The organism is Xanthomonas campestris pv. asclepiadis (assembly GCF_020784175.1).
Classification (GTDB): domain Bacteria; phylum Pseudomonadota; class Gammaproteobacteria; order Xanthomonadales; family Xanthomonadaceae; genus Xanthomonas; species Xanthomonas campestris_D.
Map to the genome: position 1 here is coordinate 1 of NZ_JAJGQM010000068.1, position 20,265 is coordinate 20,265.

Below are 20,265 nucleotides of genomic sequence, written 5' to 3' on the forward strand. Positions count from 1 at the left end.
CATCACGCCTGCCATGAAGTTGGCGATGGCCACTTAGCTCCACTTCTGGCGACCGCTAGAAGTGGGGGGATTACCGGTTGCATAATGCTCAGGTGACCCTGCCACGCTCGGTTTTGAAACGCATAGCCCCATCTTCATCTCCTGCAGTGACTGCAGGAGCAAGTTTGGCGAGAAGCTTTCCGATTCGCGTTGGCTCACCGAAATCCTGGCTGAGACGACGAAGGCACTGAAGCGGAGGATTCCCGAGCCCTCGCCAAGCAGCTGATCATCTGCCTACCGGCATTGCACCGGCTGCGATGGCGTTTTCGGGTTCGCCAACGGGGCGCGGCAACCGCAGTTGCTCCAGTAACTGTTCCAGCGTGCCCAGACGTACTGTGGTGCGCAAGGTGTCCGCCTCGGCGTGTTCCCGGCGCTGGCGCTCTTCGACCAGCTCGGTCCGCGCCGCAGCCAGTTCGGCGCGCACACCTTCCAGCGCCTGGACATCTTGGGTCCAGCGCACTTGCAGGGCTTGGTGCTCGACGGCCGTCAGGCGCAGCGCGTCGCGCTCGCGTTGCTGGGCGTCGGCCTGCTGGCGTGCCTGCGCCAGTTCCCGCTCCAGGCGGGTCTGCCGTTCCAGCCACTGGCCGTTCTCCCGGTTGAGCTGCATCAGGTCGTGGTTCTTGGCGGTCAAGGCCTCGTTGGCCTGCCGCAGGGCGACCTGCAACTCCTGCACTTGGTGCGCGTGCCGACGCTGTTCCTGCTCGCGCTGGTCTCTGACGGAGGTCCGGTAGTGCTCCAGGGCTTCCCTGGCATGCTCGTGCTTGTGCTCCAGCGACTGCGCATGACGTTCGTGCTCCGCCAATCGCGCCGTGAGGCCTGTGATCCGTTCCTCCAGCTGAGCCAACTCGGTAGTGCGGCTGGCCACCTCGCTCCTGGCGGCGGCGCCCGCCTCGCGTTCGGCCTGCAGGGCGGTCTCGCAGCGCTGCAACTGCGTCGTGAGCGAGCCAGTCTCGTGCCGGGCCTGCTCCAGCGCGTGGGTGCGCTCCTGAAGCTGCGCCTGGAAGCGCGCCTGGGCTTGCGCCACGACCGTGTCAGCCTCGGCGTGCAACCGCTCGGCGAGGCGGGCGATGAGGTCTTGAAGTGCGTCGCTCACGCCCATCTTCGCGCCAACGCTTTGCCCTTCCTCCTCTTCCAACTCCCTCAGATAGCGGTGGATGGTGGTCTTGGACCCCGTGTTGCCCAGCGCCACCCGGACCGCGTCGACGGACGGATGCGTGCCCGTTGCGCGCAGGCTATCGCGGGCACGTTGCACATCGCTTTTGTACAACCCGGACCTTGCCATTCGTCACCCCACGTATTTCGTAACGTATTACATACCATGTAATTACATACTCCTCAACGCACTAAATTGGCCGTCGGTGCGCGTTGAGTTCACGCGGGATAATATAGAATTATCCCGCCTTATCCGGAGTTTTCGGCTACAGTCGCCCTGCGGCCGTACGAAACGGCGTTTCGGAGCGAGGCGGTGAGCTCGGTCAATCAGTATCTGGAAGCGGCAACCCGCGCCAACACCGCGCGCGCGTATGCAGGAGCGACCCGTCACTTCGAGGTCGAGTGGGGTGGTCATCTGCCGGCGACCGCAGAGCAGGTGGCGCGCTACTTGGCCGCCTACGCCGGGCAACTCGCGCTCAACACACTCAGGCACCGGCTCGCAGCACTGGCGCAGTGGCACCAGGTGCACGGCTTTGTCGACCCAACCCGGGCGCCCGTGGTGCGCCAAGTGCTCAAGGGCATCCAGACCCTGCACCCGAGCGTCGAAAAACGCGCCACGCCCCTGCAACTCACCCAGCTGGGCCAGGTCACGACACGGCTGGAAGACGCTGCGGCTGCGGCCCACTCTCGCGGCGATCGCGCCGCAGAGCTGCGGCATCTGCGCGATCGCGCCTTGCTGCTGCTCGGCTTCTGGCGCGGCTTCCGCGGCGATGAACTCACCCGTCTCCAGGTCAACCACCTGCGCCTGGTGCCGGGCGAAGGCATGACCTGCTTCCTGCCGCACAGCAAGAGCGATCGCCAGCACGCCGGCACCACCTACAAGGTCCCGGCGCTGTCGCGCTGGTGCCCGGTGGCTGCCACCATGGCCTGGGTCGCGGCAGCCGCCCTCCACGAGGGGCCACTGTTTCGCGCGGTCGACCAGTGGGGCGGGATTGCCGCCGCGCCGCTTCACCCCAACAGCCTGGTGCGGCTGCTACGGCGGATCTTCCGCGAGGCCGGGCTGAGCTCTCCCAACGCCTACAGCGGCCACTCGCTGCGCCGCGGCTTCGCCGGCTGGGCCAACGCCAACGGCTGGGACGTCAAGGCCCTGATGGAATACGTCGGCTGGCGCGACGTGCAGTCGGCGATGCGCTACATCGACGGGGCCGATCCGTTCGCCCGCCAGCGCATCGAAGCCAGTCTGCCGGAAGCGTCCGCGCTGCCCAGGCCTGCAACGACCTGAGGGGCTGGATGGCGTCGATCGAACGGACCGCATACCCGCAATTTAAGCGCAACCCAGTCGTCCACGAACTGGTTGCGGCCTACACGCCAACCGACGCTGAGGTGGCCTTCGTTGCCGATTACACCCGGCAGCCTGCGCACCGCCTGACGCTGACGATCCTGCTCAAGACTTTCCAACGGCTGGGGTACTTCCCCATGCTGGACGAAGTCCCGCCGGCGGTGGTGCGCCATATCCGCAGCGCGCTGAAACTGCGCGTGCAGGTCAAGCCAGCGAATCTTGCCAACGCCTCGCGCTATCGCTACTACCGCCGGATCCGGCAATTCCTGCAGGTCCGGGCCTACAGCGATGGCGGGCTGAAGATTGCTGCACGCGCGGTATACGAAGTCGCTGCGGTGATGGAAAACCCGGCGGACCTGATCAATGTAGCCATCGAACAGCTCGTGCGTGATCGCGTCGAGCTGCCGGCGTTCTCCACACTGGATCGCCTGATCAGGCGCATCCGCACGCTGGTCAACGGACGCTATTTCGCCCAGATCGAGGCCAGACTGACCATCGACGAAAAACAGCGCCTGGAAGGCCTCCTGCAGGTCGAACAGGGGCGTCAGAAGAGCCCGCTGCACGCGATCAAGCGCCTGCCCAAGCGCTCTTCGCTGCAGCATTTCCAGGAGTTGATCGACCATATCGGCGAACTGGACGAATTGGTCGGCAGCGAGTTGCACCTGGCGGGCATCCCGGAGGTCAAGCGCAAGCACTTCGCCGCCGAGGCAAGGGCATTGGATGCTTCCGAGCTGCGCAAGTTTCGGCCCGCCAAGCGCTACGCGGTACTGGTGTGCTTGATCCACCGGACCCGGGTCCAGACGCGCGACGATCTCGCGGAGATGTTCATCAAACGCATGGGGAACATCCACAACCGGGGCCGAGAGGAACTGGAGCGGCTGAGGGCGCGCTATCGCGAGAAGACCGAAGCGATCGTGGCGACGATGTCGGATGTGGTCCGCGTCCTCGACCATCATCGCGGCGACACCGAGGCGGGGCGTGAAATCCGCCGCCTGGTCAACGCCCACGGCGGCGTGCAGACCTTGCAAGCTGACTGCAACGCCATTGCGGCGCATAGTGGCGACAATCACTTGCCGCTGCTGTGGCCGTTCTACAAAAGTCACCGCTCCACCATCCTGCGGATGGTGCGTAGGCTGGACTTGGCCTCGACCACCGAGGATCGCTTGCTGATCGACGCGATCGAGCTGATCCTGACGCAGGAACGAACCCGCAGCGATTGGTTGGATGAACCAGTCGATCTGGCATTCACCACCCAACTCTGGCGCAAAACCATCGTCCATCGCACCGAACAGAACGAAGAGCGCATCCACCGGCGCCTGTTCGAGGTTTGTGTGTTCTCATCGCTGGTCAACGAACTGAAATCGGGCGACGTGGCTGTGCGCGGATCGGAAACCTACGCCGACTACCGCGAGCAGTTGCTTCCGTGGGACCAGTGCGAACCTATGTTGGAGGATTACTGCAAGCAGCTGGGGCTGCCGGCCACGGCCGTGGGCTTCGTCAACGCGTTGCAATCGCGCCTGATGCAGGTCGCTGAGCTGACCGATCAAGGCTATCTGGAGAATGGCCAAGTGGTCATCGGCGAGGATGGCATCCCGGTGCTCAAGCGCAGCAAGGCCAAGGAGATGAGCAGTGGGGCCCGCGCCCTGGAAACCGCCATCCTAGATCGCATGCCCGAACGCAGCGTCATCGAGATCCTGTGCGATGTGGCTCATTGGACGCGCTGGACCCGGCACTTCGGTCCTCTGTCCGGCTCGGACGCCAAGATCGAGCAACCGATGCAGCGTTATGTCCTCACCGCCTTCACCTATGGGTGCAACCTCGGACCGGCCCAGGCTGCCCGGCATCTGCGTGGTGCCGTCTCGGCGCACATGCTGTCGTTCGTCAACCGCCGGCATGTGGATGCCAACAAACTGGCGGCGGCCTGCCGGGACATCATCAACAGCTACGCCGGCCTGCAGCTGCCCAAATGCTGGGGCGACGGCAAGAGCGCGGCCGCCGACGGCACCAAGTACGATCTCTATGACCAGAATCTTCTCGCCTCGTACCACATCCGCTATGGAGGCTACGGCGGCATTGCCTATCATCACGTGTCCGATACCTACGTCGCGCTGTTTAGCCACTTCATTCCGTGCGGTGTCTGGGAGGCGGTCTACATCATCGATGGCCTGCTGAAGAACACCTCCGACATCCAGCCTGACACCGTCCACGCTGACACGCAGGGGCAGTCGCTGCCGGTGTTCGGCCTTTCACATCTGCTGGGCATCCAGCTGATGCCGCGCATCCGCAACTGGCGCGAATACAAGTTCTTCCGCCCCGATGAGGACATTCGTTACGAACACATCGATGCGCTGTTCCGGGACACTGTCGACTGGGATCTGATCGAGACCCACTGGAAGGACCTGATGCAGGTCGTGCTCTCGATCAAGACCGGCAAGATCGCGGCCTCGACGTTGATGCGCAAGCTGGGCAACTACAGCCGCAAGAACCGGCTGTACCAGGCCTTCAAGGCGCTCGGTTCCGCCGTGCGCACCTTGTTCCTGCTGCAGTACATCTCCAACCGCGAGTTGCGCGAGCAGATCACCGCCTCGACCAACAAGGTGGAGGCTTACAACGGCTTCGCAAAGTATTTCTTCTTCGGCGGGGAAGGGGTGATTGCCGACAACGACCCCGTCGAGCAGGAGAAAGCCGTCAAGTACAACGACCTGGTTTCCAATGCCGTCATCTTCTACAACGTGGTCGAACAGACCCGGATCATGAAGTCTCTGATGCGGCAGGGGTGGAAGATCACGCGCGAAGACGTGGCTTTCCTCAGCCCTTACGTGACCAGCCATGTGAAGCGCTTCGGCGATTACCTGATTGATGTAGAGGCGGTCCCGAAACCGTATGAGACTGAACTGGCATTGGCAGGGTAGTTTTGTTGCGCCAAAATGTTGTAATGACCCACTGAAAATCTGCTCAGGTGTTAGCTTTCAGAGGAGACATCGATGAGTGCAGTGATGGACGAAGAACAGATCAAGCGATGGACGGCCCGGCGCAAGTCGGCGCTGGTGCTGGAGATCATCCAAGGGAAGACAACGGTGGCCTTGGCCAGCCGGCAGTTCGACCTGACGCCCAATGAGATCGAAGGCTGGGTCGAGGAAGGTAAGCGCGGCCTGGAGAACGCGCTGCGGGCCAAGCCCGAAGATGTGCGCGAGCAGTACGAACGTCAGCTCAAGGAGCTGCAGGAAGCCTACGGCGAAGCCATGCTGGAACTGCGTCCCCGAAAAAAATTGGCAGCCCTGCTGGGCAAGGACGAGAGCTGATGGCCTCGATCCAGCAGGGCCTGCAGGAGGACGGGTTCGATATATCGATGGTCAAGCTGTGCCGCTGGTTCGGTGTACCTCGGCGCAGTGTGTACTACACGCCGCGCAAGGCAGCGCCGAAGGTGAAGCCGGAGCTGGCCGGACCGATCAAAGCCATGATCGAGGCCGAGCCGTCGTTCGGATATCGGACGGTGGCTGGGCTACTGCGGATGAACAGGAACACGGTGCAGCGGATCTTTCAGATCAAAGGCTGGCAGGTGCGCAAGCGCGCCGTGGGCAAGCGACCGCGGATCGAGGCCTTGCCCTCGGTGGCCAGCGCACCGAACCAGCGCTGGGCCACCGACCTGTGCCGGGTCTGGGGGCGGTAAGGACGGCTGGCTGAGCCTGGCCCTGGTGATCGATTGCCATACCCGGCAATTGCTGGGCTGGCAGCTCTCGCGCACGGGCAGGGCCAGCACCGCCGTAGCGGCCTTGGAGCAAGCACTGATCACCCGCTTCGGCACGCTGGGCAACGTGGTGTTTACACACGGCAGCACATTTACCCACGAGGTCCAGGCACGTTGTTTAGTTTTTCAGCTGCTCCCGATCACTAGGCACAGTTTCGCCAGTCCAAAGAGTTTTTCGCTTGGCGAAAGCAGGTTTACGCTTTTCGTGGGAAGTTAGCAGGCCGCACTCTCAAGTAGGAGTTCTTATATGGGATGCTTCAACGTCACAGGCGCCAGTGGGAAGGCGAGCGAATATGTTGTCGAGCAACATGCTGGTCGGACCACGAATGAGCAAGCGACGCAAGAGTCGGCGACTCATCGGGAGACGCAGGGTGTATTGCAAGGATTGAAGAGGCAAAGCTCGATTAGGAGTCAGTCCGATACTGAAGATGATGTGCAGTTTGCCGTGTCGCAAGCGCGAGCGGGAGGGCGCTTCCGTCCCGGTCCGCTACCTGAGCAGAAGGAACTGATCGCGCCCAAGCCCGGTAATGAATAGATTGCGCTCAAAAGTGCCCGCAGGAGTTTGTGAAAAATGAGGGTCGGCAGGGATTCGTACAAAAAACAGCCAAGAGTGGGATAACTTGCTGTTAGTAAAGAATTTTTCCGAAGATTCCTGCCGGCCCTCAATCCCGGCAGCGTGTACTCCCGAATAGTCCTTGCGTTCTCTGCTGTGAAGCCGGCGGCATCCGTCTATTACCCCCCTGTGACCGACCGGTCTCGCACAGTCGCCGCAAGACAATTGCAGCGTGCCGAAACTCGAAAGGGATGAGGTAGTGGACGAGCGATGGAAGCGCCGTTTTATCTGGCAACTTCATGTTTTCACAAAAGAAATTGGATTCTGCGAGTCATTTTCACACGTATGTCGGCTGAACCCCCAATAGCCGTGTCGTACGCCATGCGCAGCCCGGCAATCGGGGGTCAGCATGTGCCGCGTCTAGCGCCGACTCCGCCAGATGGAGAACAGGATCCAGATGCCGCAGATGGCTGCACCGATGAAACCGCCGACCCCCAACGCAAGCAGCCAACGGCTGGCACTGCCACCGACACTGTTCATGACGATCGACGAGCCGATCACCAGCGCGGCCGTCACGATCCCCATGGTGAGACGGTTGGCCGCGCGATCGACCTGCTCGCCGAATTCGCGCAACGCACGCGTTTCGATCTGCAGCTGCAACTTGCCGCGCCGTGCGGCCTGCAGCAGCCGCTTGAGATCGCGTGGCAGGTCGCCGATCAGATCGATCGCGCCGGTCACGGTGCGACGGCTGCGCCGCAACATCGCGCTCGGCGCATAACGCTGCAGCACCACGCGCTCGAGATACGGACGCGCCTCGGTGGCCATGTCGAAATCCGGATCGAGCTGGCGGCCCATGCCCTCGAGCGTGAGAAACGCCTTGATCATCAGCGCCAGATCCGATGGCAGGGTCAGCCCGTGATCGCGCAGGATCGAGGTGACATCGCCCAGCATCGCGCCGATGCGCAGCTCCTTCAGCGGCACGCCGCGGTACTCGTCGACGAAGGCGCCGATGTCCTGCTGCAGGCGCGACTCATCGATCTCCAGACTGGTGCCGGCCCATTCCAGCAATACGTCGATGACCGCTTCGGCGTCGTAGCTCACCATGCCATGCAGCAGTTGCGCGACCTGGAAACGACGTTGCTCGGAAACACGTCCGACCATGCCGAAATCGATGACGGCGATGCGCCCGTCGCGCAGATAGAAAATATTGCCCGGATGCGGGTCGGCGTGGAAGCATCCATCCTGCAGCACCATTTTCAGCACGATCCCGGCGCCGGTGCGCGCGAGCGCCTTGCGGTCCAGCCCGGCCGCATCCACAGCGCGCATGTCCCGCCCGGGAATGCCGTCGATGAATTCCTGCACGTTGAGCGATTCGCAGGTCCACTGCCAATAGACAGACGGCACCACCACCCTGGGGTCGTTGACGAAATTGGCCGCGATGCGCTCGGCATTGCGACACTCGGCGGCGAAATCCAGTTCGCGCCGCAAGGAGATCGTGAATTGCTGCACCACGTCGGCAGGGCGATAGCGCTTGAGATCGGGCGCGCGCGTTTCCACGATTTCCGCCAGGCGTGCCAGCAGGCGTAGATCCGCATCGATGACATCGCCGATGCCGGGGCGGCGGATCTTCAGCACCACCGGTGTGCCATCGGCCAGCCAGGCGCGATGCGTCTGCGCCAGCGATGCCGCAGCCAGAGGCTGTTCGTCCAGGCGTGCAAACACGCTTTCCGGCTCCGCGCCCAGCGCTGCGACCAGCTGCGGGCGGATCTGTTCGAACGGCAGCGCTGGCACTGCGTTCTGCAGCTCGCTCAGCTCTTCGATCCACTCCGGCGGCAGCAGATCCACACGCGTGGCCAGCACCTGCCCCAGCTTGACGAAGGTCGGCCCGAGTTCCTCGAGCGCGCGCCGCACCCGCATCGCCGCAGACAGGCGCAGGCGCCCCTCGGCGTTGTGCCAGTGCAGCAGCTTGCCGGCACGTTCGAGCACGTCGGCAAGGCCGATACGCCGCACCACATCACCGAATCCGTAGCGGATCAGCACCGCGGCGATTTCCTGCAGCCGCCCCAGGTCCCGAACGGTGCCAAGTGCCTCCCACATCAGCACACCGCCTGCGATTGCGCTACGGCAACAGGCCGGAGCGCACCAAAGTGCATCGTCGGCCGCGTCTCGTCGTTCGAAGCGCACATTGACCATGCACCATCGCGCGTGGCTGCATGATCGCTCGCGCACAGAACGACGCAACCATCGGCCGCCTCACGCATCGGCTGCCGGACGGCTGCGCACCGGCCATCCAGCAACGCTAGGACACTGCCAGCAGATCGGCGCGGTGCGGACAACAACAGCACATGAGCAAAAAGCGGAAGCATCGGCACGCAGGTTGAAAACGAGACCTTGTTTGTAGCCGATCTGCACGTGCCTGTCGCGTCATGGACACCTGCAGGCTCAGCCGAGGTTGCGCTTACGTATGGAACCTGGTGCCTTGGCAAGGCTGCACCTGAACCTTCAAAAGACCTAATACCGCAACCGCAAGGTCACCCCATACGTGCGGGGCGCGCCCAGAAACGCATTCCACGAACCCGCCTGCAGCGGCGCATCGATGACGATCTGGCGATAGGTTTCGTTGCCGAGATTTTCTGCCCACGCTTCCAGCATCCAGCGCTTGTCGTCGGCGCCGATGCCCAACCGTGCATTGAGCACCGTATAGCCCGGTTGCACTTTTTGCGGATCCAGATCGGAGCCGGCGTTGTACTCGGAAACATACTTCGCGCCGACATTGAAGCGACCGGTCATGCGATCGCCGAGCGCGTGCTCGTAAGTGACCGAGAGATTGGCCGACCAACGTGGCGCAAAGCTCAACCGACTGCCCGGCAGCAGCGCCAGATCGGCGTCCGGCAGCGGATCGTCGCCATACGCGGTATCCGTATAGCTGAGCCCGCCCTGCACCATCAGACCGGGCATGGCGCCCTGCCACAGCAGTTCGGTATCGATGCCGCGCGACACCACGCTGGGAATGGCGCGCACCACGAAGCTGGTCCCGAGGAAATTGTTGAGTTGGAAGTCGCTGAAATCCTGATAGAACAGCGCCACGTTGAACAGCAGATTGCCACCGAGCCAGGTGGTCTTGGCACCGAGCTCGTAACTATCGACGAATTCGCCGGGAAACGCGGTGTCGTCCACCGGCAGGATGCCTTGCACGCCGCTGGACAAACCATCGGAGGACTGCACGCGATCCAGGTTGAAACCGCCGGCCTTGTAGCCGCGTGCGGCGGACACATAGGTCATCACTGCATCGCTCCAGCGATACGCCAGCTTCGCCGTTCCGGACCACTCGCGCTCGGTGCGTCGTTGCTCGGTGCGGCGGCCGGCATGAGCCACGTTGGCCCAGGGCAGGCAGGTGAAACCGACCACTTGCGGCGCGATGGTCGGTACTGCCGACGCGGGCACGCCCCGTGCGACCAGCGCAGCCCCGATACGCCGCAACGCAGCAGGGTCGAGCTGACCATTGGCCGCGAAATAGCTGGCGCATGCGGGGCTTCCATCGGGATTCTCAAACCTCGACTGCAACGCCTTGTGCTCGTAGGTGTAACGCAACCCCACCACCACATCCAGCGCATCGGTGGCATGCCAGGTGTTGTTGGTGAACAACGCGGCACTGGTGCCATCCTGTCGAAAGCGATCCTGGCTGCCCTGTCCACGAAACAGCGTGCCAGCCGGCAAGCCGGTGGCGTCTGCGAGAAACCGCGTTGCATCCGCACGTGCGGCCAGCGCCGGATTGACCCGTGCAAGCAACACGCTGGACAGATACGGCTCGTAGGCATTGCCAAAGCGATAGGACTCGTTGCGATGCAGGGTTTCGTCGGCGTAAAACGCACCGACGATCCAGTCGAGACGCTCGCTCGATCCGGCCAGGCGCAGTTCCTGGCTGAAGGTCTTGAACCTGGTCAGCATCTCGTCCTCGCGCGGCGCGCGGTACAGGACGTCAGCCGCACTGTAGTCGAAGTCCAGGCCGTTGATGGATTTCCAGTCGCGCAATGCGGTGATCGAGGTCAGCACCGCCTCGCTCAGCCACGGCGTGGTCCAATCCACCTGCGCCGACACGCCCTTGTCCTGGATATCCTGCGCGGTGCTGCGATTGCTGTAGGCGCGTCGGCCTTGCGGGTCGGCGCGCGCAATCGTGCCCTGCCCGCCTGGCGCCAGGGCGTCGATCAGCGCTGCGGTCGGCCCGCGTTCGGTGGTGACGGTGACGCAGCAATTTTCCTCACGGCGGGTGTAGTCGGCAGCCAGATTGATGTCCAGATCGTCGCCGGGTTCCCATAACCACTGCACGCGCGCAGTGCGCAGATTCTGATCGCCATCGTCGGTGGCGGTGCGCGGGCCGGCACCGGTGACCACCTGTTCGAAGCCATCGCGACGCCGTCTGGCCGCATAGACGCGCAAGGCGCTGGTCTGGCCCAGCGCATCGTTGAAGGCGCCGGCAATCCCGAGCGCACCATAGTTGCCCGTGGTGATCTCGGCATCGGCACTGCGGGTAAAACTGGGACGGCGCGTGACCACATTGATGACGCCGGCCGAAGTGTTCCTGCCGAACACGGTACCTTGCGGTCCCTTCAATACTTCGATGCGCTCGAGTTCTCCGAGGTCGGCAAAACCCACGCCATTGCGTGCGCGCGCCACGCCATCGATGACCACGCCGACCGAGGATTCGAGCCCGGCGTTGTCGCCCACTGTGCCGATGCCGCGAATACGTGCAGTGGTCTGCGCAGCGCTTTGACTGCTGGTCACGATCAAGCCAGGCACCAGCACCTGCAGTTCCTTGATGTCGTGCACGCCGCTGTCCTGCAGTAGTTGCTCGGGCAACACCGAGACCACCACCGGCACGTTCTGCAGCGATTCCTCGCGTTTTTGCGCAGTTACCTTGAGCGACGCCAGCGTGGCCGGCTCGTTGCGCTGTTCCTGCGTGGCCGTCTGCGCATGCAGCGGCGATGCCTGCGCGGCCGCGAAAAGCGCCAACGCAAGCGCGGTGCGACGTTGCTGTTTCAAGCGCATGCCTGTCCCCCGAAAAAGAGCGAGCGATGCACTGCGGCGAGCGCCGCAGGTCGCGTGACGCCACACCTTACCGAATCAACGAGGCTGGACAACGCCGCTGGCAGAACCTGCGGAGCGCGCAGCGAACCCACTGCAGCCAACGCTGCATGGCAGCCATGCACCACATGCGCAATCGCTCAATGTCGAAGAGAATCGCCGCAGCCAGAGACACACCCTGCGCAGTAGATGCGTGCGCGTGCCTGCTTCGGCATAAGGCCTAGAGCAGCGCGCTCAAGCCCCGCAACGCGGCAACCACGGTCTGGCGACGCACTGCATCGCGATCGCCAGCGAAATGGAACAACTGCGCAGTGGCATAGCCGCCGCGCCGCTTCCAGCCGATCCATACCGTGCCGACCGGCTTGTCCTCACTGCCGCCCCCCGGCCCGGCGATGCCGGTCACCGCCACCGCGATGCTCGCACCGGAATTGACCAGCGCGCCCGACACCATCTCGATCACCGTTTCGCGGCTGACTGCACCATGCACTTCCAGCGTGTGGGGTCGCACTCCCAGCAAGGCCTGCTTGGCCTCGTAGCTGTAAGCGGCCATGCCGCAATCGAACCAGTGCGAGGACCCCGCCACATCGGTGACCGCCTTGGCGATCCAGCCGCCGGTACAGCTCTCGGCAGTGACCAGGCGCTCGCGCGCGGCAAGCAGCTGTTGACCGAGGTGTTCGGCCAGCTGCTGCAGTTCGGAATCGGCGGACATGGACATGGGCACGGCGAGTGAAGGAGCAACCGACGTTTTAGCCCAATTTACCGCGCCTGTCTGCGTTGGCGCCCAATCCGCGCCAGCGACGACGTGGCCGGGGTTCAGTAGCGGCGTGCAGCCAATGGCAGCAGGCATCGGCTGCGCTGGCGAGCGGATCGCCAGGATGTCGGCTGCGGTCTCGTGCGTGTCCTGCCCAGGCGACTGCGGCAGACATGCATTCGGTCGCTATGCACCAAAGCGCCAGGAGCGGAGCGGAGCGGCGCGATCGCCATACCGCCTGACCCGTCGGTCTACCCTGCCAGCGCCGATCTGCACGGCCGGCCAAGCCGACCGTGCAGCGCCGATCACGACTCCCAGTCTTCGCGACGATCGGGCAGCATCGCACGCAGGGGCGCACCGTCGTCGCCGGCAGCCAGGCGCTCGGCCTCGACCATCGGCAGGTCCACATCCAGCAACCAGCCGTCCTCGTCGGATTGTTCGCCGCGCACCACTTCCAGTTGATGCAACTTGGAGCGCAGGCGGCCGGCCGACGGTGGCAACCGCAGTTGCCCGGTCACATGGCGCAGGTCCAGCCGCTGCCCCAGCGCATGCTGCAGTTCCGGCAGCCCGCGTCCATCGCGTGCGGAGACCCACACGCGCTCGCGCCGCGCCTGGTCGGGAATGCCGTCCTGCGCATCGTGACGCACCTGCGCGCCGTCGATCTTGTCGATCTTGTTGAACACCAGCAGCTGCGGCAGATCGCCCGCACCGACCGCATGCAACACCTCATCGACCTGCTGGATGCGTTCCTCGCGCAGCGGGTCGGCCGCATCGACGATATGCAACAACAGATCGGCGTCGCGCGCCTCGGACAAGGTCGAACGGAATGCGGCGACCAGTTGGTGCGGCAGGTCGCGTACGAAGCCGACCGTGTCGGCCAGGATCGCACTGCCACCGGGCAGCGCGATGCGGCGCACGGTGGGATCGAGCGTGGCGAACAACTGGTCGGCCACGTAGGCCTCCGCGCCGGTCAGGGCATTGAACAAGGTGGACTTGCCGGCATTGGTGTAGCCGACCAACGCAATCCGCGGCAGTTCGCTGCGCATGCGCGCACGCCGCATCTGGGTGCGCTGCACCTCGACCTTCTCCAGCCGCTGCTGCAACTGCTCCACCCGCTTCTGCAGCAGACGGCGATCGGTTTCCAGCTGGGTTTCGCCAGGGCCGCGCAGTCCGATCGACCCGCCGCGCTGACGTTCCAGATGGGTCCAGCCGCGCACCAGCCGGGTGGCCATGTGCCGCAACTGCGCCAGCTCCACCTGCAGCTTGCCTTCGTGGCTGCGTGCCCGTTGCGCGAAGATGTCCAGGATCAGGCCGGTACGGTCGATCACGCGCCGCTCCAGGTAGCGCTCCAGATTGCGCTCCTGGCCCGGCGACAAGGTGTGGTTGACCAACACCAGATCCGCGCCGGTGGCCTCGGCGGCGGCCTTGATTTCTTCCAGCTTGCCGCTGCCGATCAAGGTCGACGGGTTCGGTTTGTCGATGCGCGCGGTGAGCGTGGCCGCCACCGTGGCGCCCGCCGACTTGGCAAGGTCGGCGAACTCCTCCAGCACATCCTCTTCGGCAGGCCCACCGGAGTGGGTCTGGATCAACAACGCGTGTTCACCCTTGCGTGAGCGATCAAACACGCACTACTCCATTACTGCTCGACGTCGTCATCTTCCGCCTGGTTGCCTTCATTGGATTGCACATACCCACCACCCGGTCCCACGCGCACATTGCGCGCCGGCACGACCGTGGAGATGGCGTGCTTGTAGACCATCTGACTCACGGTATTGCGCAGCAGGACCACGAACTGGTCGAACGACTCGATCGTGCCCTGCAGCTTGATGCCGTTGACCAGATACACAGAGACCGGCACCCGCTCACGCCGCAGCGCGTTGAGGAATGGATCCTGTAAAGATTGCCCCTTCGCCATCGAAAACTCCTCTTCATTATTGTTCTTATAGTCCCGGTCGACACCTGCCATCCCCAGCCGGCCCCGGAAACGGGATGTTACACGCCTGAAGCCTGCTGCACAGCGGGACGTTGACCGAGGAAGCGGACAAGTGCGCATTCCAGCCGATGGCGGTCACGCTCGGGGTCGAACCAGCGTGCGTCGAGCTCGCCACGCAGCCAGGTCAGTTGCCGCTTGGCCAGTTGACGGGTGGCCTGCACGGCCTTGTCGCGGAACTCGGCCAGGCTGCCGGCTCCATCCAGATACTCCCAGGCCTGGCGATACCCCACCGCGCGCACCGCCGGCAGATCCAGCGGCGCGGCGACCGCGCGCAGTTGCGGCAATGCACGCAGCCGCTCCACTTCGGCCAGGAAATCCTGCGCCAGCATTGCATCCAGGCGCTGCTCGATGCGTGCGTGCAGCACTGCGCGCTCGTGCGGCGCCAGGACGACCTTCAGCACCCGCACCGGCAAGCGTGGTCCCGGCGGTAGCGCCTGCCAGTAGCTGATCGGCCTGCCGCTGATGCGGTAGACCTCCAGGGCGCGCTGGATCCGCTGCGGATCGGTGGTATGGATGCGCGCAGCCGCGACCGGGTCGACCTCCGCCAGTTGTGCGTGCAGCCTGGCCCATCCGAGCTGTTCGGCTTCGGACGCGATGGCCGAGCGCACGGTCGGATCAGCCTCGGGCAACTGCGACAGCCCTTCCAGCAAGGCGCGGAAGTAGAGCCCGGTGCCGCCGGCCAGAATCGGCAGCTTGCCGCGCGCGACGATCTGCTCGATCGCCCACCGCGCATCGCTGGCGAATTCCGCCGCCGAATAGATCTGCCAGGGATCGCGCAGGTCGAGCAGATGATGGGGCACGACCGCGCGCATCGCGGCATCCGGCTTGGCCGCACCGATGTCCAGGCCGCGGTACACCAGTGCCGAATCGACACTGACGATCTCGCCGTTCCAGCGCTGCGCTGCCTCCAGTGCCAGCGCGGTCTTGCCGCTGGCGGTCGGCCCCATCAATGCAATTGCCAGCGGGCGTCGGTCGGCCGGCATCAGTCCTCGTCCGGCCAGCGAATGCTCGGTGCCGCAGGCGCGCTCACGCGTGGCAACGGGATCGCCGCCATTGCATTCCACACCTTCAAGGCATCCACGGTGGCGGCCACATCATGCACGCGCAGCAACAGCGCGCCGTGCTGGGCGGCGATCAGATGCGCGGCGACCGAGCCGTATACGCGTTCTGCGGCGACCTGGCGCCCGGTCAGTTCACCAATGCTGCGCTTGCGCGACAGCCCTGCCAGGATCGGCAGGCCGAACTCCTGCAGGCGCTGCAACTGCGCCAGCACGGTGAGATTGTGCGTGGTGGTCTTGTCGAACCCGAACCCCGGATCGAGGATCAACCGGCCCTTGTCGATACCTGCCATTTCTGCCGCGAAGATGCGCTCGGCCAGGAAGCGATGTACCTCGGCCACCACGTCGTCGTAGTGCGGCGCGTCCTGCATCGCATGGGGTGCGCTGCGCGCATGCATCAACACCACCGGCACCCGCAACTCGGCCGCGGCGTCCAATGCACCCGGCGAGCGCAGCGCGTGTACGTCGTTGATCATGCCGGCGCCGGCCGCGACCGCCGCGCGCATTACCTCCGGCTTGAAGGTATCCACACTGATCGGCACACCGGTGTGCTGCGCCAATGCCTGGATCACCGGGATCACGCGCTGCAGTTCTTCGTCCAGCGATACCGGGGTTGCGCCCGGACGGGTGGATTCACCGCCGATATCCAGCACCGCAGCGCCCTGCTCGACCAGACGCAGGCCATGCGCGATGGCGGCCTCGCTGCTGGCGTGCTGGCCGCCATCGGAAAACGAATCCGGGGTGACGTTGACGATCCCCATCACATGCGGCGCGTCCAGTCGCAGTTCGCGGCCGGCGCAATCCAGCTTGAGGGCGGTGTCGAACATCGATGGTGTCTCCTTGAATGATTGCGGCAAGAGCTGATGAGGCGATGTGGCCCTATAACGCATCAAGGCCGGGAATCGCTTCCCGGCCTTGATGAATGCTTCTGCAGCTGACCGATACAAGCGTTACAGCTGCTCGGCTGGCCCGGCAATCGGCGGCAACGGACGCGGGCTGCCCTTGTCGTTGTTGTTGCCGCCGTCCTTGTCGGACTTGCCCCAGCCGGCCGGCGGTGGCGGCTCGCGGCCTTCCATGATGGCGTCGATCTGCGGCACGTCGATGGTCTCGTACTGCAACAGCAGCTGCGACATCGCGTGCAGCTTGTCCAGGTTCTCGGTGAGGATGGCCTTGGTCTTGCTGTAAGCCTTGTCCAGGATCGAACGCACCACTTCGTCGATCATGCGCGCGGTCTCGTCGGAGACGTTCTTGTGCTGGGTCACCGAACGACCCAGGAACACCTCGTCTTCCTCCTCGCCATAGGCCACCGGGCCGAGCTCGTCGGACAGGCCCCACTTGGTGACCATGTTGCGTGCCATCTTGGTCGCACGCTCGATGTCGTTGGACGCACCGGTGGTGACCTTGTCGCCGCCGAAGATCAGCTCTTCGGCCACGCGGCCGCCATACAGCGAGCACAGTTGCGACTCGATCGCCACGCGGTTCATCGAGTAACGATCGCCTTCCGGCAGATACATGGTCACGCCCAGGGCGCGACCGCGCGGAATGATGGTGACCTTGTAGACCGGATCATGCTCGGGCACCAGACGGCCGACAATGGCGTGACCTGCCTCGTGGTAGGCAGTCAGTGTCTTTTCGTCTTCGCTCATGGCCATCGAGCGGCGCTCGGCACCCATCAGGATCTTGTCGCGGGCACGATCGAAGTGGTCCATGCGGACTTCCTTCTCGCTGCCGCGTGCGGCAAACAACGCAGCCTCGTTACACAGGTTGGCCAGGTCGGCACCCGAGAAACCCGGCGTGCCGCGGGCGATGACCATCGGCACCACGTCGTCGGCCAGCGGCAGCTTGCGCATGTGTACACGCAGGATCTGCTCGCGCCCCTTGACGTCCGGCAGGCCAACCACGACCTGGCGATCGAAACGGCCCGGACGCAGCAGCGCCGGATCCAGCACGTCGGGGCGGTTGGTCGCAGCGATCACGATCACGCCTTCGCCGCCCTCGAAACCGTCCATCTCGACCAGCAACTGGTTCAGGGTCTGCTCGCGCTCGTCATGTCCGCCGCCCAGGCCGGCGCCGCGGTGACGGCCAACGGCATCGATTTCGTCGATGAAGATGATGCAGGGCGCATGCTTCTTGGCCTGCTCGAACATGTCGCGCACGCGGCTGGCGCCAACGCCCACGAACATCTCGACGAAGTCGGAACCGGAGATGCTGAAGAACGGCACCTTGGCCTCGCCGGCGATCGCCTTGGCGAGCAAAGTCTTGCCGGTACCCGGCGGGCCGACCATCAGCACGCCGCGCGGAATCTTGCCGCCCAGCTTGGTGAACTTGGTCGGGTCGCGCAGGAAGTCGACCAGCTCGCTGACTTCTTCCTTGGCCTCGTCGCAACCGGCAACGTCGGCAAAGGTGATCTTGACCTGGTCCTCGCCCTGAAGCTTGGCGCGCGACTTGCCGAAGCTCATCGCACCCTTGGCACCGCCGCCACCGCCCTGCATCTGGCGCATGATGAACAGCCAGAAGCCGATGATCAGGATGACCGGCAGGAAATTGAGCACCAACGACCAGAAACCAGGCCCGGTGGAGGGCTTCTGGCGAGTCATTTCGATGTTCTTGCTATACAGCACGTCAACCAGCTTGTCGTCGCGCGGCCCGTACACGGTGGCTTCGCTGCCGTCGGTGCGCTTGAAGCGGATCGCGTTGACTGCCAGATTGGTCTCGTCGGTGTAGTCCACCGATTTGACACGCCCGGAGTCCACTTCCTTCAGGAACTGGGTGTAGGTAATCGAGTCGGGGCCGACACCGCCCGCCATCCGCGGCGAAAAGCTCTGGAAGACGACCATCAGCACAACCGCGACGACCACCCACAGCAGCAGATTCTTGGTCAAGTCGTTCATCCTCATTGGCTCCGGTGCCCTCTACTCTTCAATTCTTGAAACACGGTGGTCATTGGCAGCTTACTTGATCTGGGCACGCTTGCCCTGACCGAGCGCATAAACTTCCGGGGAGCGCTTGCGCGAGGCCGCCGGTTTGCGAATCGTCACCTTGTCATAGCGGCGGCGAAGCTCACGAATGTAGTCATCGGACCCGACGCCCTGGAACAGCTTGATCAGGAACGCCCCGCCGGGTTTGAGGTGGGTATCGGCGAATTCCATCGCCAGTTCCGCCAGGTGCATCATCCGCGGTTGGTCGACCGCATCCATGCCACTCTTATTGGGGGCCATATCGGACAGCACAAGGTCCACCGGCACATCGCCCAACATTGTCTCGAATTCCGATAGGACGGTTTGCTCCCTGAAGTCGCCGTGAAGGAACTCCACGCCGGCCAGCGGCGGCATCTCCAGGATATCCAGTGCCACCACCCGGCCACTGTCGCCCATGGACTTGCGGACCTGCTGCGACCAGCCGCCCGGCGCCGCGCCCAGATCGACCACCACCATGCCCGGCTTGAGCAGACGATCGCGCTGGAGCAGTTCTTCCAGCTTGTAGGCCGCGCGCGAGCGCATGCCTTCGGCCTGCGCCTTCTTGACGAACGGATCGGCGAAGTGTTCCTTGAGCCAGCGCTGGCTGCTTTTACTACGGGAAGGCATCGGCAAAGGGGTCTGAACGGGTCGCCATGATACCCTGAACACCCTTTGCTTCCCTTTGATCCTGCATGTCCATTGTTCTCACCTCCGCCCAGAACCGTTTCCTGCGCGGCCAGGCCCACGATCTCAAGGCACTGCTGCAGACCGGCGGCAAAGGGGTCACGCCGGCATTTCTGGCCGAACTCGAGGAAGTGCTCGAGCGCCACGAATTGATCAAGGTGAAGGTGACATCGGAGGATCGCGAGGCCCGTGACGCCATGATCGCCGAACTGACCCAGCACACCGGCAGCGCGCTGGTGCAGCGGATCGGCCATGTCGCCATCCTGTACCGCCCCAGCAAGGAAAAGCGTCAGATCGTGCTACCGCGCGGCTGACCCGACGAGTTCGCCATGCCTTTAAGCCAGGAACACCCCGACTACACCTATGCGCTGCGCGCGGCCGATGGCCGCCATGCCAAGGTGAACGACCAGATTCTGCAGCGCAGCTTCATCCTGATGCCGGACGAGCTGGTGGAAGGCTGGCCGGTGCCTGGCCTGGAGCAGCTCCAGGTCGCGCATATGGATGCGGTGCTGGCACTTGCCCCGGCGGTGATCCTGCTCGGCACCGGCGAGCGGCAGCAGTTTCCGAAGACGGACGTGCTGGCAGCCTGCCTGACTCGCGGCATCGGCCTGGAAGCGATGACCAATGCGGCCGCGGCGCGCACCTACAACGTGTTGGCCAGCGAAGGCCGCCGGGTGGCGCTGGCGATGATTCTGGAAGGCTGAATCGGGAATCGGGAATCGGGAATCGGGAATCGGGAATCGGGAATCGGGAATCGGGAATCGGGAATCGGGAATCGGGAAAGCAGGCTGGACTGAAACTTCGCTGTCAAGCGAAATTTACCGAGCCTTAGGGAACCTCTGAACAACGCATCGCAGATACGCGACACTATCCACTCACGTTGAGGAGTGATGCATGCAACTGACGTTC

Annotated in this window: 15 protein-coding genes and 1 pseudogene; 6 read left to right on the plus strand and 10 right to left on the minus strand. The window is 64.0% G+C overall.

What is annotated here, in order from left to right; translation table 11 throughout:
- Nucleotides 1-265: 265 nt before the first annotated feature.
- Entirely contained in the window at nt 266-1,321 is a 1,056-nt protein-coding gene (locus LL972_RS20150; protein ID WP_228329103.1) for a DNA-binding protein, read from the minus strand.
- A gap of 183 nt (nt 1,322-1,504) precedes the next feature.
- Between LL972_RS20150 and LL972_RS20155 the strand changes: the two are divergent.
- From LL972_RS20155 to LL972_RS20170, 4 genes and pseudogenes are all read left to right on the plus strand, one after another.
- Nucleotides 1,505-2,464: pseudogene (locus tag LL972_RS20155) on the plus strand (tyrosine-type recombinase/integrase); the annotation flags it as partial.
- Nucleotides 2,465-2,481: 17 nt separating this feature from the next.
- Nucleotides 2,482-5,442 carry a Tn3 family transposase gene (locus tag LL972_RS20160; RefSeq protein WP_228329104.1) on the plus strand — a complete coding sequence of 987 codons (2,961 nt, stop codon included), beginning with the start codon at nt 2,482-2,484 and terminating at the stop codon, nt 5,440-5,442.
- Nucleotides 5,443-5,514: 72 nt separating this feature from the next.
- Entirely contained in the window at nt 5,515-5,832 is a 318-nt protein-coding gene (locus tag LL972_RS20165; RefSeq protein ID WP_228329105.1) for a DUF1153 domain-containing protein, read from the plus strand.
- Nucleotides 5,832-6,200 (plus strand): hypothetical protein, encoded by a 369-nt coding sequence (locus tag LL972_RS20170; protein WP_228329106.1) that lies wholly within the window; start codon nt 5,832-5,834, stop codon nt 6,198-6,200. Before LL972_RS20165 ends, LL972_RS20170 begins: the two co-directional genes overlap by 1 nt.
- A 1,051-nt stretch (nt 6,201-7,251) precedes the next feature.
- On the opposite strand, the gene ubiB is transcribed toward LL972_RS20170, so the two are convergent.
- The 9 genes from ubiB to rlmE all read right to left on the minus strand — a co-directional run bounded on the left by ubiB (nt 7,252) and on the right by rlmE (nt 19,299).
- Nucleotides 7,252-8,928 carry a 2-polyprenylphenol 6-hydroxylase gene (gene ubiB / locus LL972_RS20180; RefSeq protein WP_228329107.1) on the minus strand — a complete coding sequence of 559 codons (1,677 nt, stop codon included), beginning with the start codon at nt 8,926-8,928 and terminating at the stop codon, nt 7,252-7,254.
- A 414-nt stretch (nt 8,929-9,342) separates the two neighbouring features.
- Complete coding sequence (locus LL972_RS20185) at nt 9,343-11,871, minus strand: TonB-dependent receptor (RefSeq protein WP_429002207.1); 2,529 nt, start codon at nt 11,869-11,871, stop codon at nt 9,343-9,345.
- Between the two features lie 262 nt (nt 11,872-12,133).
- The gene (locus tag LL972_RS20190) at nt 12,134-12,628 is read right to left on the minus strand and encodes a CinA family protein (RefSeq protein WP_164740302.1); all 495 of its coding nucleotides are present in this window, start codon (nt 12,626-12,628) and stop codon (nt 12,134-12,136) included.
- Nucleotides 12,629-12,969: 341 nt separating this feature from the next.
- Nucleotides 12,970-14,289, minus strand: coding sequence for a ribosome rescue GTPase HflX (gene hflX, locus LL972_RS20195; RefSeq protein ID WP_228329109.1), 1,320 nt, complete (start codon nt 14,287-14,289; stop codon nt 12,970-12,972).
- Nucleotides 14,290-14,300: 11 nt separating this feature from the next.
- Nucleotides 14,301-14,579 carry an RNA chaperone Hfq gene (gene hfq / locus LL972_RS20200; protein ID WP_005915027.1) on the minus strand — a complete coding sequence of 93 codons (279 nt, stop codon included), beginning with the start codon at nt 14,577-14,579 and terminating at the stop codon, nt 14,301-14,303.
- Nucleotides 14,580-14,656: 77 nt separating this feature from the next.
- Nucleotides 14,657-15,640, minus strand: coding sequence for a tRNA (adenosine(37)-N6)-dimethylallyltransferase MiaA (gene miaA, locus LL972_RS20205; RefSeq protein ID WP_228329110.1), 984 nt, complete (start codon nt 15,638-15,640; stop codon nt 14,657-14,659).
- On the minus strand, nt 15,640-16,542 hold the full coding sequence (folP, locus tag LL972_RS20210; protein ID WP_228329111.1) for a dihydropteroate synthase: 903 nt from the start codon (nt 16,540-16,542) through the stop codon (nt 15,640-15,642). The genes miaA and folP overlap by 1 nt, the downstream gene beginning before the upstream one ends.
- A 123-nt stretch (nt 16,543-16,665) precedes the next feature.
- Nucleotides 16,666-18,606 carry an ATP-dependent zinc metalloprotease FtsH gene (gene ftsH / locus LL972_RS20215; RefSeq protein ID WP_228329112.1) on the minus strand — a complete coding sequence of 647 codons (1,941 nt, stop codon included), beginning with the start codon at nt 18,604-18,606 and terminating at the stop codon, nt 16,666-16,668.
- A 60-nt stretch (nt 18,607-18,666) separates the two neighbouring features.
- A complete protein-coding gene (gene rlmE / locus LL972_RS20220) occupies nt 18,667-19,299 on the minus strand; it encodes a 23S rRNA (uridine(2552)-2'-O)-methyltransferase RlmE (RefSeq protein ID WP_228329113.1) in 633 nt (210 codons plus the stop codon).
- Between the two features lie 65 nt (nt 19,300-19,364).
- Between rlmE and yhbY the strand changes: the two genes are divergently transcribed.
- Nucleotides 19,365-19,670 carry a ribosome assembly RNA-binding protein YhbY gene (gene yhbY / locus LL972_RS20225; RefSeq protein WP_104582892.1) on the plus strand — a complete coding sequence of 102 codons (306 nt, stop codon included), beginning with the start codon at nt 19,365-19,367 and terminating at the stop codon, nt 19,668-19,670.
- Nucleotides 19,671-19,685: 15 nt separating this feature from the next.
- A complete protein-coding gene (locus LL972_RS20230; RefSeq protein WP_228329114.1) occupies nt 19,686-20,060 on the plus strand; it encodes an Mth938-like domain-containing protein in 375 nt (124 codons plus the stop codon).
- Nucleotides 20,061-20,265 lie beyond the last annotated feature (205 nt).

Coding starts and splice junctions, on each gene's coding strand:
- LL972_RS20150 (WP_228329103.1), bottom strand. CDS start 1,321: ATGGCAAGGTCCGGGTTGTACAAAAGCGATGTGCAACGTGCCCGCGAT.
- LL972_RS20160 (WP_228329104.1), top strand. CDS start 2,482: ATGGCGTCGATCGAACGGACCGCATACCCGCAATTTAAGCGCAACCCA.
- LL972_RS20165 (WP_228329105.1), top strand. CDS start 5,515: ATGAGTGCAGTGATGGACGAAGAACAGATCAAGCGATGGACGGCCCGG.
- LL972_RS20170 (WP_228329106.1), top strand. CDS start 5,832: ATGGCCTCGATCCAGCAGGGCCTGCAGGAGGACGGGTTCGATATATCG.
- ubiB (WP_228329107.1), bottom strand. CDS start 8,928: ATGTGGGAGGCACTTGGCACCGTTCGGGACCTGGGGCGGCTGCAGGAA.
- LL972_RS20190 (WP_164740302.1), bottom strand. CDS start 12,628: ATGTCCATGTCCGCCGATTCCGAACTGCAGCAGCTGGCCGAACACCTC.
- hfq (WP_005915027.1), bottom strand. CDS start 14,579: ATGGCGAAGGGGCAATCTTTACAGGATCCATTCCTCAACGCGCTGCGG.
- miaA (WP_228329110.1), bottom strand. CDS start 15,640: ATGCCGGCCGACCGACGCCCGCTGGCAATTGCATTGATGGGGCCGACC.
- folP (WP_228329111.1), bottom strand. CDS start 16,542: ATGTTCGACACCGCCCTCAAGCTGGATTGCGCCGGCCGCGAACTGCGA.
- ftsH (WP_228329112.1), bottom strand. CDS start 18,606: ATGAACGACTTGACCAAGAATCTGCTGCTGTGGGTGGTCGTCGCGGTT.
- rlmE (WP_228329113.1), bottom strand. CDS start 19,299: ATGCCTTCCCGTAGTAAAAGCAGCCAGCGCTGGCTCAAGGAACACTTC.
- yhbY (WP_104582892.1), top strand. CDS start 19,365: ATGTCCATTGTTCTCACCTCCGCCCAGAACCGTTTCCTGCGCGGCCAG.
- LL972_RS20230 (WP_228329114.1), top strand. CDS start 19,686: ATGCCTTTAAGCCAGGAACACCCCGACTACACCTATGCGCTGCGCGCG.